8 protein-coding genes are annotated in these 15,162 nt (G+C 73.0%); 3 read left to right on the top strand and 5 right to left on the bottom strand.

What is annotated here, in order from left to right:
* The first annotated feature begins 62 nt into the window (after window positions 1–62).
* From OG392_RS24680 to OG392_RS24670, 3 genes are all read left to right on the top strand, one after another.
* On the top strand, window positions 63–800 hold the full coding sequence (locus OG392_RS24680; protein ID WP_073912321.1) for a response regulator transcription factor: 738 nt from the start codon (window positions 63–65) through the stop codon (window positions 798–800).
* 50 nt (window positions 801–850) lie between these two features.
* A complete protein-coding gene (locus tag OG392_RS24675; RefSeq protein WP_443055095.1) occupies window positions 851–1,921 on the top strand; it encodes a HAMP domain-containing sensor histidine kinase in 1,071 nt (356 codons plus the stop codon).
* Between the two features lie 290 nt (window positions 1,922–2,211).
* On the top strand, window positions 2,212–6,021 hold the full coding sequence (locus tag OG392_RS24670; RefSeq protein ID WP_329282971.1) for a multifunctional oxoglutarate decarboxylase/oxoglutarate dehydrogenase thiamine pyrophosphate-binding subunit/dihydrolipoyllysine-residue succinyltransferase subunit: 3,810 nt from the start codon (window positions 2,212–2,214) through the stop codon (window positions 6,019–6,021).
* 73 nt (window positions 6,022–6,094) lie between these two features.
* Here OG392_RS24670 and fxsT read toward each other — a convergent pair whose 3' ends face one another.
* The 5 genes from fxsT to OG392_RS24645 form a co-directional block, all read right to left on the bottom strand.
* Window positions 6,095–9,118, bottom strand: coding sequence for an FxSxx-COOH system tetratricopeptide repeat protein (gene fxsT / locus OG392_RS24665; protein ID WP_329282969.1), 3,024 nt, complete (start codon window positions 9,116–9,118; stop codon window positions 6,095–6,097).
* Between the two features lie 58 nt (window positions 9,119–9,176).
* Window positions 9,177–10,475 carry an aKG-HExxH-type peptide beta-hydroxylase gene (locus tag OG392_RS24660; protein WP_329282967.1) on the bottom strand — a complete coding sequence of 433 codons (1,299 nt, stop codon included), beginning with the start codon at window positions 10,473–10,475 and terminating at the stop codon, window positions 9,177–9,179.
* 90 nt (window positions 10,476–10,565) lie between these two features.
* A complete protein-coding gene (locus tag OG392_RS24655; RefSeq protein ID WP_329282966.1) occupies window positions 10,566–10,763 on the bottom strand; it encodes a hypothetical protein in 198 nt (65 codons plus the stop codon).
* Window positions 10,764–10,877: 114 nt separating this feature from the next.
* Window positions 10,878–14,090 (bottom strand): SAV_2336 N-terminal domain-related protein, encoded by a 3,213-nt coding sequence (locus OG392_RS24650; protein WP_329282962.1) that lies wholly within the window; start codon window positions 14,088–14,090, stop codon window positions 10,878–10,880.
* Window positions 14,091–14,097: 7 nt separating this feature from the next.
* Complete coding sequence (locus OG392_RS24645; RefSeq protein ID WP_329282959.1) at window positions 14,098–15,114, bottom strand: AAA family ATPase; 1,017 nt, start codon at window positions 15,112–15,114, stop codon at window positions 14,098–14,100.
* Between the last annotated feature and the right edge of the window lie 48 nt (window positions 15,115–15,162).

Here is a 15,162-nt window from a genome sequence, read left to right as displayed (position 1 = left end):
AGCCGGGACGCCACCGGTACCTCTAGGCTGCTGAGCCGACATCGGCGACGCGAGGCGGGGCAATGGAGCAGACACACACCACTCACCACGGTGCGGCGGCCACTCCGGGTGCCCAGCGCCGGGTACTCGTGGTCGAGGACGACGCCACGATCGTGGAGGCGATCGCCGCTCGGCTGCGCGCCGAGGGCTTTCTCGTCCAGACCGCGACCGACGGCCCCGCGGCCGTCGACGCGGCCGAGGCATGGCAGCCGGACCTGATGGTCCTCGACGTGATGCTGCCCGGGTTCGACGGCCTGGAGGTGTGCCGCCGGGTCCAGGCCCAGCGTCCCGTCCCGGTCCTCATGCTGACCGCCCGCGACGACGAGACCGACATGCTGGTCGGCCTCGGCGTGGGTGCGGACGACTACATGACCAAGCCGTTCTCGATGCGGGAGCTGGCCGCCCGGGTGCACGTGCTGCTCCGCCGGGTGGAGCGGGCCGCGCTGGCGGCCGTGACCCCGCGCAGCGGGATCCTGCGCCTCGGCGAGCTGGAGATCGACCACGCGCAGCGCCGGGTGCGGGTGCGGTCCGAGGACGTGCACCTGACCCCGACCGAGTTCGACCTGCTGGTCTGCCTGGCGAGCACGCCGCGGGCGGTCCTCTCCCGCGAGCAGCTGCTCGCGGAGGTGTGGGACTGGGCGGACGCCTCGGGCACCCGGACCGTGGACAGCCACATCAAGGCGCTGCGCCGGAAGATCGGGGCCGAGCGGATCCGCACGGTCCATGGCGTCGGCTACGCGCTGGAGACCCCGGCGCTGTGAGCCGGCGGAGGCCCGGGCGGCCGAGGGAGCTGCGGGGGCCGGACGGCGAGGTGCGCCGGCCGCGCCGGATCGCGATCTCGATCAAGACCAAGCTGGGCACGCTGGTCGTCGGGGCGGTCCTGCTGACCTCGGGGCTCGCGCTGGTGGCGATCCGCACGTCCACGGAGTTCCGGTACATCACGGTCTTCGCGATGATCGCGACCCTGCTGATCACCCAGTTCGTGGCGCAGTCCCTGACGGCGCCGCTGGACGAGATGACCACGGTGGCCGGGACGATCTCGCGCGGGGACTTCACCCGGCGGGTGCGGGGTGCGGACCGGCGCGACGAGCTGGGCGACCTGGCGTCGACGATCAACCGCATGGCGGACGACCTGGAGGCGGTGGACCGGCACCGCAAGGAGCTGGTCGCCAATGTGTCGCACGAGCTGCGGACCCCGATCGCCGCGCTCAGGGCCGTGCTGGAGAACGTCGTGGACGGGGTGTCCGAGGCGGATCCGGAGACGATGCGGTCGGCGCTCAAGCAGACCGAGCGGCTGGGCCGGCTGGTGGAGACGCTGCTGGACCTGTCACGTCTTGACAACGGTGTCGTCGCGCTCCGGGCCAGCCGTTTCGAGGTCTGGCCGTACCTGTCGGGAGTTCTGCGCGAAGCGAACCTGGCCGCCTCGCAGCGCGGTCTCTCGTCCACTTCGGGCCTGCACAACCGCACGGACGTGCATCTGCACCTGGACGTGTCGCCGCCCGAGCTGGTGGCGCACGCGGACGCGGAGCGGCTGCACCAGGTGATGGCGAACCTGATCGACAACGCGGTGAAGCACTCGCCGCCGCACGGCCGCGTCACGGTCCGGGCCCGGCGCGGCCCGTACCCGGACTCCCTGGAGCTGGAGGTCGAGGACGAGGGTCCCGGCATCCCGGAGTCGGAGCGGCACAAGGTCTTCGAGCGGTTCAACCGGGGCACGGCACCGCACCGGCAGGGCCCCGGGAGCGACGGCGGCACGGGGCTGGGCCTCGCGATCGCCCGCTGGGCCGTGGATCTGCACGGCGGCGGGATCGGGGTGGCCGAATCCTCACGTGGCTGCCGCATCAGGGTCACTCTTCCGGGCAGCCTTCCATCGAGAGATTGACGTAGGGTTCGAACCGGAAGACCACGTTCTGCGTGTACGTGAGGGAGACCTCCGCGCAAGTGAGCGGGACGTGGTCAGGGGTGCGGTCGAACACGGCCGTGCCTGCGCTTCTCCGTACCCTCACACATGCGGAACCACGCTTGTTTCCCGCCATTCACGGCCCCGAAACACCCCGTCAAGTGTGACTTGCGCGACGTTGGCGCTCCCCGCCTGCACCTCTCGGCCGGACAGGCGTAGCCTTTATTTCCGCTGTCCATCACCTTGTGAAGCGGAAGAGGGCGGTTGCCGCCGTGTCGTCTCAGTCCCCCAGTACCCCGAGCTCCCCGACCGACCAGGACGGGCAGGGCAAGAGCCCCGCAGCCGCCTTCGGTGCCAATGAGTGGCTCGTCGACGAGATCTACCAGCAGTACCTCCAGGACCCGAATTCGGTCGATCGTGCCTGGTGGGACTTCTTCGCCGACTACAAGCCGGGAGCGTCGGAGACCCCGACCGCCCCGGCTTCCACCACGCCGAGCGCCCCCGCGGCGCCGCAGGCGGGCCCCGCACAGGCCGCGCCTGCCGCTCCTGCGGCCGTTCCCGCCCCCGCGCCCGCTCCGGTCGCGGCTCCGGCCCCCGCGCCCGCTCCGGCGCCCGTGAAGGCCGCCGCGGCGCCTGCCGCGCCGGCCGCCGCGAAGCCCGCCGCCGCGCCCGCCCCGGCCAAGGCCGCCGCGAAGCCCGCGGCCGAGGCCCCGGCCGGCCCGGAGCTGATCACGCTGCGCGGCCCCGCCGCCGCGGTCGCGAAGAACATGAACGCCTCGCTGGAGGTGCCGACGGCCACGTCCGTCCGCGCCGTCCCGGTGAAGCTGCTCTTCGACAACCGGATCGTGATCAACAACCACCTGAAGCGCGCCCGGGGCGGGAAGATCTCCTTCACGCACCTGATCGGCTACGCGATGGTGCAGGCGATCAAGGCCATGCCGTCGATGAACTACTCCTTCGCGGAGAAGGACGGCAAGCCGACCCTGGTCAAGCCGGAGCACGTGAACTTCGGTCTCGCGATCGACCTGGTGAAGCCCAACGGCGACCGCCAGCTCGTCGTCGCGGGCATCAAGAAGGCCGAGACGCTCAACTTCTTCGAGTTCTGGCAGGCGTACGAGGACATCGTCAAGCGGGCCCGCGTGGGCAAGCTGTCGATGGACGACTTCACCGGTGTCACGGTCTCCCTGACCAACCCCGGCGGCCTCGGCACCGTCCACTCCGTGCCGCGTCTGATGCCCGGACAGTCGGTCATCATGGGCGTCGGCTCGATGGACTACCCGGCCGAGTTCCAGGGCACCTCCCAGGACACCCTGAACAAGCTGGGCATCTCGAAGGTCATGACCCTGACCTCGACGTACGACCACCGCGTCATCCAGGGCGCCGCCTCCGGCGAGTTCCTGCGCGTCGTCGCCAACTACCTCCTCGGCGAGGAGGGCTTCTACGACGACATCTTCAAGGCCCTGCGCATCCCCTACGAGCCGGTCCGCTGGCTCAAGGACATCGACGCCTCGCACGACGACGACGTCACCAAGGCCGCGCGCGTCTTCGAGCTCATCCACTCCTACCGGGTCCGCGGCCACGTCATGGCCGACACCGACCCGCTGGAGTACAAGCAGCGCAAGCACCCCGACCTGGACATCACCGAGCACGGCCTCACCCTGTGGGACCTCGAGCGGGAGTTCGCGGTCGGCGGCTTCGCCGGCAAGTCGATGATGAAGCTCCGCGACATCCTCGGCGTGCTGCGCGACTCGTACTGCCGCACCACCGGCGTCGAGTTCATGCACATCCAGGACCCGAAGCAGCGCAAGTGGATCCAGGACCGCGTCGAGCGCCCGCACTCCCGCGTGGAGCGTGAGGAGCAGCTGCGGATCCTGCGCCGGCTGAACGCGGCGGAGGCCTTCGAGACCTTCCTGCAGACGAAGTACGTCGGCCAGAAGCGGTTCTCCCTGGAGGGCGGCGAGTCCGTCATCCCGCTGCTCGACGCGGTCATCGACTCGGCCGCCGAGTCGCGCCTCGACGAGGTCGTCATCGGCATGGCCCACCGCGGCCGGCTGAACGTCCTGGCGAACATCGTCGGCAAGTCGTACGCGCAGATCTTCCGCGAGTTCGAGGGCAACCTCGACCCGAAGTCGATGCACGGCTCCGGCGACGTCAAGTACCACCTGGGCGCCGAGGGCACCTTCGTGGGTCTCGACGGCGAGGAGATCAAGGTCTCCCTCGCCGCCAACCCCTCGCACCTCGAGGCGGTCGACCCGGTCCTGGAAGGCATCGTCCGCGCCAAGCAGGACGTCATCAACAAGGGCGGCACGGACTTCACCGTCCTGCCGGTCGCCCTGCACGGTGACGCGGCCTTCGCCGGCCAGGGTGTCGTCGCCGAGACGCTGAACATGTCGCAGCTGCGCGGCTACCGCACCGGCGGCACGGTCCACATCGTCATCAACAACCAGGTCGGCTTCACCGCCGCCCCGGAGTCCTCGCGTTCCTCGATGTACGCGACCGACGTGGCCCGCATGATCGAGGCGCCGATCTTCCACGTGAACGGCGACGACCCGGAGGCCGTGGTCCGCGTCGCGCGGCTCGCCTTCGAGTTCCGCCAGACGTTCAACAAGGACGTCGTGATCGACCTCATCTGCTACCGCCGCCGCGGTCACAACGAGGGCGACAACCCGCAGTTCACCAACCCGCAGATGTACAACCTGATCGACAAGAAGCGTTCGGTGCGCAAGCTGTACACCGAGTCGCTCATCGGTCGCGGTGACATCACCCTCGAAGAGGCGGAGCAGGCGCTCCAGGACTTCCAGGGCCAGCTGGAGAAGGTGTTCGCGGAGGTCCGCGAGGCCACCGCCGCCCCGGCGGCGGCGACCGTGCCGGACGCCAAGGCCGCCTTCCCGGTCGAGGTCACCACCGCGGTCTCCGCCGAGGTCGTGAAGCGGATCGCCGAGTCGCAGGTCACCATCCCCGAGCGGATCACGGTCCACCCGCGTCTGCTGCCGCAGATGCAGCGCCGTGCCGCCTCGGTCGACGACGGCACCATCGACTGGGGCTTCGGCGAGACCCTCGCCATCGGCTCCCTGCTGATGGAGGGCACCCCGGTCCGGCTCGCCGGCCAGGACTCCCGCCGCGGCACCTTCGGCCAGCGCCACGCGGTCCTGGTGGACCAGGAGACCGGCGAGGACTTCACCCCGCTGCTCTACCTGACCGAGGAGCAGGCCCACTACAACGTCTACGACTCGCTGCTCAGCGAGTACGCGGCGATGGGCTTCGAGTACGGCTACTCGCTGGAGCGCCCGGACGCCCTGGTCGTCTGGGAGGCCCAGTTCGGTGACTTCGTCAACGGCGCTCAGACCGTCGTCGACGAGTTCATCTCCTCGGCCGAGCAGAAGTGGGGCCAGACCTCCGGCGTCACGCTGCTCCTGCCGCACGGCTACGAGGGCCAGGGCCCGGACCACTCGTCCGCGCGCCCGGAGCGCTTCCTCCAGATGTGCGCCCAGGACAACATGACGGTCGCCATGCCGACGCTGCCGTCGAACTACTTCCACCTGCTGCGCTGGCAGGTCCACAACCCGCACCACAAGCCGCTCATCGTCTTCACCCCGAAGTCGATGCTGCGTCTGAAGGCCGCGGCGTCCAAGGTGGAGGAGTTCACCACCGGCGGCTTCCGCCCGGTGATCGGCGACACGACGGCGAACCCGGCCGACGTCCGCAAGGTCGTCTTCTGCGCCGGCAAGGTCTACTACGACCTGGAGGCCGAGCGTCAGAAGCGCGGCGACACGGAGACCGCGATCATCCGCCTCGAGCGTCTGTACCCGCTGCCGGGTGCCGAGCTCCAGGCCGAGATCGCCAAGTACCCGAACGCCGCGAAGTACATCTGGGCGCAGGAGGAGCCGGCGAACCAGGGTGCGTGGCCGTTCATCGCGCTCAACCTGATCGACCACCTGGACCTGGCGGTCGGCGCGGACATCCCGGCGGGCGAGCGACTGCGCCGGATCTCGCGTCCGCACTCCTCGTCCCCGGCGGTCGGCTCGGCCAAGCGCCACCAGGCCGAGCAGCAGCAGCTGGTCAACGAGGTCTTCGACGCCTGATCGTCGTACCGCGTGAGGAGGCCCGGCACCCCCGAGGGGGTGCCGGGCCTCCGGCGTTCCGTCCCGCAGTACGTCAGAGGTTGGCCTCGAAGTCCCAGTACGGCCGGTTGCGCTGGCGGGCCGAGAGGGTGTGCGGGTGCTGGGCGCCGAGCGTCCTGGTGAGGGTGAGCAGGGCGTCCTCCTCCAGCTTCGAGGCCTCCTCGGTCTCGCGCAGCCCGCGCAGGTCGGTGGCGAGCGAGACCTGGCAGGAGAGCGTCAGCGGGTGCTCGTTGCCCATGACGTGGCGGGCCCGGCGCAGGGTGTCCCTGCTCAGTTCCGCGGCGTCGGACACGCGCCCGTTGAAGTTGCGGGCGGCGGTGGCGTTGAGGGCGCAGCCGAGGACCCAGGGGTGGTCGGGTCCGAGGGCGGCGGTGAGTCCGGCGAGGGCCGCCTCCAGCATGGTCATGGCCTCGGTGCGCTCGCCGGCGGACTGCATCACGAGGGCGGTGTTGGCGAGGACGCCGGTGGAGACGGGGTGGGCGGGGCCGAGCAGGGCGCGGTAGCCGGCCTCGGCCTCGTTGATGAGTTCGCGGGCCCGGTCGAGGTCACCGTGTTCGCGCAGGTAGTTGGCGTAGTTGGTGACCGCGGAGAGCGTGAGGTAGTGGCCGCGTCCCTGGGCCTGTTCGAGGTGGTCGAGGACTCCGGCCATGACGGCGCCGATGTCGTCCTTGAAGCCGCCTTCGCGGCGCCGGCAGAGGGCGAGCTGGCTGCGTGCGTAGAGGGTCTGCAGGTGCTGGGCGCCGAGGATCTTCACATGGAGGCGGACGTTGGCCTCCTGCCGGCCGAGTGCCTCGCGGTAGCGGCCGAGCAGCCGGAGGTCCTGGGCGACGGCGTTGTTGGAGTTGAGGGTGGAGGGGTGGTGGGGGCGCAGGATGTTCTCGCAGCGGGCGAGCGTGTCGGCGTCCTGCTCGTGCGCCTCCCGGTAGCGGCCGAGCATCCGCAGGACGACGCCGATGTTGTGGCGGGCGGCGAGGGTCAGCTGCTGGGTCTCGCCGAGGAGGCTCTGCGCCTCGGCGAGGACCTCGCGCTGGAGGCGTTCGGATTCCTTGTACTGGCCGAGGAAGCGCAGGTCGCGAGCGATGCAGATCTTGGACTTGAGGTCGCCGAGCTCGTCGGGGTGGTCGGCCGCGGCGAGCAGGGTGCGGCGGGTGAGGTCGAGTTCGTACGCCTCGCGGAAGCCGCCGCTGCGACGCAGGATGTCGCCTTCCACGGTGGTGAGTTCCTGCATGTGCGGGGAGAGCGGGTCCATGAGGCCGCTCCAGCTGCCGCGGATGCGTTCGGCGAGCCGGGTGCCCGCCTTGTGCTCGCCGCTGCGGTCGCAGTAGCGCAGGCAGTTGAGGACGGTGGTCTGGATCCGCGGGTCGGTGCTGCGCAGGGCTCCGGAGGGCTCCAGGTGGGGCAGGAGCTCGGAGTAGCGGGGCCAGTTGCGGCTGTCCGTCGGGTTCCCCGGGTCGGCCTCGGCGAGCAGGGTGCGGACGGCCTTGCGGTGGGCGTCGCGGTGCTCGCCGTCGGTGAGCCGGGAGACGATGTCGTGCACCAGCCGGTGCATGTGGATCGACTCCTGCTGCGGTGCGGCCTCCTCGCTGGTGACGGGGCCGCGGGTCTCCCGGGTGAGGACCGAGTAGTTGACGAGGGTGTCGAGGGCCCGGGTCCAGGCGGGCAGGTCGGTGGCCATCCACCGCAGGTCCTCGGGGAGGGAGGCCTGGGGGTGGGCGCGGACGATGCCGAGGGGGATGCGGCCGGGGGCGAAGGAGGCGCAGAGGCTGAGGATGTCGATGGCCTGGGGCTGGGCGCGCCGGAGCCGGTTGATCAGTATCGACCAGGAGGTGAGGGAGGTGTTGGGCATGCCGTCGCCGGTGCTCGGCTCGTCGACGGTGGAGAGCCGTCCCTCGCGGACCATGCGCAGGTACTCGGAGGCCTCCATGCCGGACTCGCCGAGCCAGGCGGCGGCCTGGACGAGGGGCAGGGGTACGTCGCCGAACTCGGCGGCGACCTCGTCGGCCTCGGCGGCGGTGATGTGCGGGGCCCGGCGCATGAGGTAGCCGGTGGATTCCGCGCGGTCGAAGTTGCGGACCGGGAGCACGTCGGTGTGTTCGCGCCAGGCGTGGTTGCGGGAGGTGATGAGGACGTGTCCGGGTCCCTGGGGGACCATGACGTCGACGTCCCTGATGTCGTCCCAGCCGTCGAAGACGACGAGCCAGCGGCCGTGCGGGTCGCCGCGGCGGAGGGCTTCGCGGACGGCGCGGATGCGTTCGCCCGGCTCGTTGCCGGTGGGCAGGTCGAGGGCGACGGCGAGTTCGCCGAGGCGGTCGCGCTGGACGTTCCGGTCGTCGGAGCTGACCCACCAGATGACGTCGTAGTCGGAGCTGAAGCGGTGGGCGTACTCGGCGGCGATCTGGGTCTTCCCGATGCCGGACATGCCGAGGAGGGTGTACGCGGCGTTGCCGCGCTCGGCGTCCATGAGCCGTTCCTGGAGCTCGGTGAGAAGGTCGTCGCGGCCGGTGAAGCGGGGGTTGCGGCGGGGCACCTCGCCCCAGATGTCGGGCGGGGTCTCGGGGTAGCGGACGAGGGCGCCCGGTGCGATCCGGCGGGCGGGGGAACGGCGCGGTTCGATGTCGAGCCTGCTGAGGAGCCGGGCTTCCGCCTCCTCCTCGCCGACGCCCCAGAGGCTGACCGGTTCGAGGACGGCCGTGGAGGGGAGGAGGGTGCGGTTGGTCAGGTTGACGGCGGCGAAGCGGTCGGCCTGGCTCGCGACGAAGCCGCGCAGGACGTCGTTCCACTCGCCGGCCGGCCGGGGGCCCAGTTCGAAGAACCAGTCGTCGAGGACGAGGAGGACCCGGCCGCGGGCGAGGAGCAGGTCGCCGAGGGAGTCCTCCAGGGGGACTTCGCGGGGCGGGTCCCAGCGTTGCAGGGTGGCGCGGACCCCGTGGGTGTCGAGCCGCTGGTTGATCCAGGCCGCCCACGGCCGGTGGTAGCCGGGGAAGACGACGAGGACGTGCTCGGGAGCAGCTCTGCCACCGTGGTCCGCCGAAGCGCCGCCCGACCGCTGTTCCGCCATGTGTGCATCTCCCGTCCCGCTCACGCGCAACGCAGTGTCATGTGCCGTGGGCACAGTGTTACGCAAGGGCTCGCCGGCCGGAGCTGAGGCTCGCAAGATGCTTCCTCATTTGCCGGACGAACTCCCTTCCCTCATTGGTCAGTTCATCGGATTCAAGCAGGATCGCAAGAGCTTCGACCACCTGATCGTGGATGTGGTCGAACTGCCGTGCGGAGTGGATCCGCCACTGCCGGGGCACTCCGGAGGCACGGCCGACCCGGCCGGCCCGGTGCCACAGGTCGGCGAGCGCCAGATGGGCGTAGGCGCCCTGGAGGACGCTCGCGACCGGCCGGAGGTCCCTGCGCCAGCCGACCCGGTAGGTGGGCGGCGCCCGGTCCGGCGGGTGGGTCCGGTGGAGCGGGACCAGCTCGTGGAGCGTGGCGAGCTTGCTGTGGTGCAGCTCGTGGACGAGGGTCTCGACCATGTCGGGGGCCCCCGCGGCGGGCGTCATGAGGATGGCTCCGGGAGCGGCACCCAGGGTGGCCCCGATGGAGCGCGTACCGAGCGGGACGAGCGGCACGACGGCGTCCACCGAGCGTCCCACCTCGAAGGCCCGGGCGCGGTCGGTCGCGCGCAGCAGACCGCGGGCGGCGGTCCAGCTGCCGGCCCAGCCGGCGAGGTCGGTGTCGGCGCGGTCGGCCGCGGCGCGGGCCGGCATGCCCATGCCCGGCGGCAGCCGGTACGGGTCGAGGTCCTCCAGCCGGGTCACGCCGCCGGGCAGGGCGCACAGTCCGTGCCAGCCGGGGCCGCTGCCCGTCAGGGTCCGCCCGGAGCCGCGCGCGTGGCGGCGGAGCACGGCCCGGGAGCCCGTGCCGTCCCCGCCCACGATCCGTACCGAGCGGGCGCGCGCGTCGATCCTCACCGGGCCCGCGCCGCCGACCTCGACCCGGCCGAGACCGGGGAGCGGGATCACCCCGCCGGATGCCTCGACGACCAGGTCCAGGGGGAGCCCGGCGCGCAGGGCAGCGGCGACGGCGAGCAGTTCGAGATGGGCGAGGTGGCCGTCGAGGCCGGCTCCGGGCGGTTCGGTGAGCGCGGTGGCGAGCCAGGTACCGGTGGTCGGGTAGTCCAGGGCGGCGCGGACCACGTCCGGGCGGGCGCGTTCGGCCCGTTCGAACAGGAGCCAGCCGGCCTCGAAGCCGCGCAGCACCGCGGGCGCCACCGCCTCACGGTGACGCCGGACCCGGACGAGGAGGGTCTTGAGCAGAAGCAGCCGGCGGGCGTGCAGCCCGGTGCGCAGGAAGGACGCCCCGGCCGGTCCCGGACGTGTGGTGGCGAGGCCCGCGAGAACCGCCGGGTCCGGCGGGGCGGCGATCACTCCCGGCTCCGGACGCCCGACCGGCGACCGGTCGTCGATACGGCCGAAAACGATCCCCCCACACGGACGTCGGGCGCGGCGAACCGGCCGTCAGCCGACGAACTCGTCCTCGGTCCAGGACGCGACGAGATCCGAGGGACGGAGCAGCACTCTCTCCACCGCCGCCCCGAGGGCGGCGTCGTCCATGACCCGCAGGGTCCGCAGGTCGACGGTCGCGAGATCGGACAGATGCGATGACCGGGCGGCATCCCGCCGGACACCCGTCGCCCACCCCGTGCGCTGGCACACTCCCGGCTCCTCCTCACCGACGCTGTCCCCCACGGTCGTAGCGGTGCGGCGGTTCTTCCCGACCCCAGGAGACCGGAAACCCATTCGATTCAACTGCCCCCATGTGCGCCCCCGTTATCCAGCCGTCCAGGACCACCACGGAGGCATGACGAGGCGGCGCTCCTCGGACGTGAGCGGCACCCCCTCCCGCGCCCTGGCGCTCTCCACCCCCGCGAGCAGGGCCCGGGTCCGCTCCACGTCGTCCCAGTCGACCTCCACCAGCTCCCCCGTGAGCCGCCTCCACTGCGCCGTCGCCGCGAGCAGCACCGTCCGGGCCCGCGCCGGGCGGCCCATCAGGACGAGCACCGCCCCCTGGGCGTGCAGCGCGCGGGCGCCGGTGACCGTGCCCGGGTCCTCGCCGTGGGCGGTGCGGGAGTCCTCCCCCGCGTTGCGGTACGCGGCGAGGGCGTCGCCGATCACCCCGTCCCTGGCGGCTTCGGCCAACTCCAGCCGGACCCGCCCGAGCTGCAGCCACACCTCGGCGCGTTCGCCCGGGTCGTGGGTGCCCCGCAGCGCGTGTTCGAGGACGTGACGGCTCTCGAAGAGGTCGGGCAGGAACCCGGCGCGGTGGAAGCGGAGGGCGAGGACGCTGCCGATCAGGGTGCGCGCCCGCGCGCGCTCGGGCGCTCCGGCGGGCAGCCGGGTGAGGGCCTCGCGCAGGACGCCCTCGGCCCGGTCGACCGGCGCCGTGCCCGTCCCCGCCGCGGCACGCCGCAGCAGCGATCCGCCCCAGGTGAGCAGGAGCGGTCCGCGCTGTTCGCTGTCGGCGGGGGCGAGCAGGGTCGCCTCCTCGTACGCGGCGTCGGCGGCCGCGCCGTCGCCCTCCGTGTCGTACAGCCGGGCGCGGGCGGTGGTGAAGCGCAGCCGCAGGGCGCGCGCGTCGCCGAGGAGGGGTTCGGCCCGGTCGAGGACGGGTCCGACGCGGCCCGGGTCGGCCCCGGCGAGGTGGAGGGCGTCGGCGAGGTCGAGCAGGGCGGCGGCGCTCTCGTGCAGGGCGAGGGCGGCGGTGAGTTCGGCGGCCGACCGCTCGCCGTCGCCGCGGGCGAGGAGCAGTCGGCCGCGCCGCAGATGGAGGGTGTGGCGGGCGGTTTCCGGCCAGTGGTCGGCGTCCTCGGCGAGGGCGGTGAGGGCCGCGTCGAGATGACCGGCCTCGTCGCTGTCGCGCCACAGCGCGTGGTGGACCACGGCCAGTTCGAGCCGGGACTCGGCCCATGCCTCGCCGCCGGCCCCGGCGAGCTCCCCGGCCCGTACGAGCGTGTCGGCGGCTTCGCCGAGGAGCGCCGTGCGACGGCCGGTGCGGCGCGCGGCGGCGGTGCCGGCCTCGGCGTACAGGGCACGGGCGAGCACGATCCGGGCCTCGACCGGCTCCGCCGGGAGCGCCGCCTCGGCGCGCTCGCGCGCCCCGGCGAGCAGGGCGGGGTCGGACTGGGCGCGGCCCTGTGCGAGGAGCCGGCGGGCCTCGGTGAGGGGGTCGGGGGTGACGAGGTCGGGGTGGTAGAAGCGGAGGACGCGCGCGGGGATGCGGGCGAAGAGTTCGGTCTCGGGACCTTCGGGCCCCAGGGGCTCGTCGGTCGCCTCGGTCTCCTCGGGGACGTCGGCGGCCCGGTTCCGGTGGGTTCCCGAGCCCGCTCCGGTCCCGGTGCCGGGCTCGGCCTCGGTGTCGGCGCCCGCGAGGCGCGCGGCGGCGAGCGCCGGGAAGTTGCGCATGCCCTGGCCGAAATTGCGCTCCACGTACGCGGAGCAGTGCTTGAGGACGAGGGCGGCGGCGCTGGGGTCGAGCGAGCCGAGGAAGTGCTGCTGGATACCGGGCGGATAGCTGAAACAGGGGTACGGGGTGGGCCCGGGCAGTCGTCGCAGGAGGCCGCTGAGCAGCACCTCGGCCAGCTCCATGGGTCCGGTGTCGGGGAGCATGGCGCGCTGCACGAGCTGCATCACGGGCAGGGTCAGCGGCGCCGCCGCGAGGTGGACGGCGAGCCGGAGCGCACCGGGCGAGGCCGCGGCCCGGAAGGCGCGCAGGAGCTCGTCGTCGCTCCGGGCGGCGCGGGGGGTCCCGGGCGCGCGCGGCCGCACCGCTTCGGGGGTGAGCCAGGCGGCCCAGCCCCGTACGGCGTTTCCGCCGTGGCCGGTGTGGAGCCGGGTCCAGGAGGCGAAGGCCTCCGGGGTCGGGGTGAGCACGGGGACGGCCCTGCGGCCGGGGAGGAGCGGCCCCCAGGGCTCGTCGTCGGAGCGGAACGCGGTGTGGCCGCCGGGCGTCGCGGAGCGCTGGAAGGTGCCGGGCTCGGCGGGGAGCGCGGTGCGGGGCCAGAGGCGCGGCGGCAGCGGCTGGACGAGGGCGAGCGGGGAGTTGCGGGGCCACTGGCGCAGGAAGCGCTGGGCGGCGCCGCGCTGCCAGAGGGGTCCGACGCAGTCGCTGACGACCAGGGTGAACCGGCGGCCGGTGGGGTCGTGGAGCTGGTCGACGGGGCGCAGCCGGGGGCGGCCGTCGGCGCCGGTGGTGGTGGTGACGAGCGGGGGGCCTTCGCCGGTGTCGTACAGCCGGTGCACCTGTACGTCGCGGAAGGCGCCGGACTGCTGGCAGGCCTGGCGGAGTTCCTCGACCATCCGGCTCCAGACGACCATGGCGGGGCCGGTGTCCATGAGGAGCTGGATGTCGGGGCGCCGGCCCGTGGCCGGGCGCATCACGGGGGTGAGGATGCCCGCGGCGGCGCTGCGCTCGGCGGTGGCCTCCTCGTCGAGGACGCCCTCGCCGGGGCGGTGGGGTGCGGGGGCGTAGGCGCGCAGCGGGCGGAGTGCCTTCTGGAGGCCCAGGAGTCCGGGCAGGGCGTTGGCGCCGGGGGCGCGTACGGGGAGGGTGGCGCCCCGGTCCGTACGCCGGTCTGTCCCGGCGGCCGCTGTGGCCCCCGGGGCGTGGGTGGTGCCGGTGGCACCCGCGCCGCCGCCGCTTCCGGAGGCCGCCCCGGCCGCCCCGGCCCCTCCGCCGGCTCCCGCGGCTCCCGTGGCCATGTGGAGGGAGACGGACTCACGCGGCCCGCCGCGCCCGGCCGCCCCTCCCCCGCCCGGGGTGCCCGTGACGCCGCCGCCCGGGTCCCGGCCGTCGGCGGACCCCTCCCCGGCCGTCCCCCGCCGAGCGTCCGCCGGCGGTCTCTCCGCCCCTTCCTCCTCCTGTTCCGGGGCCGGGCCGGGAAGCCACTGGGACAGCCAGAGGGCGTCCGCGACGTCCTCGGCGGTGGGGTCCTGGCCACCGGCCCGCAGTCTGCGGGTGAGTTCCTCCAGATGCATCCGGTGCATCCGATCGTCACCTCGGCTGATCGAGCGGTTGCATGAGCATGTCGGCGATGCGTTCCCTGGTGACCCGCTCGGCGCGCGAGGCGTGCTGGGTCAGATACAGGGCGTTGAGGAGCTGGTCGGTGGCGATGACCTCGCCGGGCTCACGGTTGAGGAAGCGCTGGACGAGGCCCTGCTCCCCGTCGCCCGCGGCCCCCTCGCTGCCGAGGTGGGCCTCGATCATGGCGCGGAGCTGGTCCTCGCCGGGCGCTTCGAGCTCCAGACGGATGCAGCGGCGCAACAGGGCGGCGGGGAAGTCCCGTTCGCCGTTGGAGGTGAGCACGATGAACGGGAAGGTGGTGCAGCGGACCCGGCCGCCGAGCACCGCCACCTTGCGGCCGTCGTCGCTGAGCACCTCGACGGCCGGCTCCCGGTCGGCGAGCCGCTCCAGCTCGGGAATGGCGAACTCGCCCTCCTCCAGGGCGTTCAGGAGATCGTTCGGCAGGTCCAGGTCGCTCTTGTCGAGCTCGTCGATGAGCAGCACCCGGGGCTGCTCGGAGGGGAGCAGCGCGGTGCCGAGCGGGCCGAGCCGGATGTACGAGCCGATGCCGGCCGGTGCCGCGGCGGCCGAGCCGGGCGATCCGGCCTGGGCTCGCTCCAGCTGGACGTCCTGGAGCCGGCCGATGGCGTCGTACCGGTAGAGCCCGTCCTGGAGGGTGGTCCGGCTGACGATCGGCCACCGGAGCACCCGGCCGAGGCGCAGTTCGTGGGCGACGGCGTGGGCGAGGGTGGACTTGCCGGTGCCGGGGTTGCCGGTGACGAGGAGCGGACGCCTCAGGTACAGCGCCGCGTTCACGGCGTCGGTCTCGGCAGGCCGGGGATGGTGGTTCTGGACGAGTCTGCGTTTGACTCCGAGCCGCCGGTCGGAGCCCGCCAGGGTGTCGTCGGCGCTGCCCGCGGAGAAGTCGCGCCAAGGCGGCGGGGCGGGCAGCCGCTGTATCTCGTCGTGCGGAAGACCGGCACCACGGTAGATCCGCCAATCGTTCACGAGGGGCTCCTCCTGGCTGTGGTGTCGATGCCGGGTCCGTCGACCGTA

Origin of the sequence: Streptomyces sp. NBC_00691, assembly GCF_036226665.1 — a bacterium.
In the GTDB taxonomy this organism is placed as follows: Bacteria; Actinomycetota; Actinomycetes; order Streptomycetales; family Streptomycetaceae; genus Streptomyces.
The sequence above is the reverse complement of the archived record's forward strand: the minus strand, read 5'-3'. Positions and strand labels throughout refer to the sequence as shown.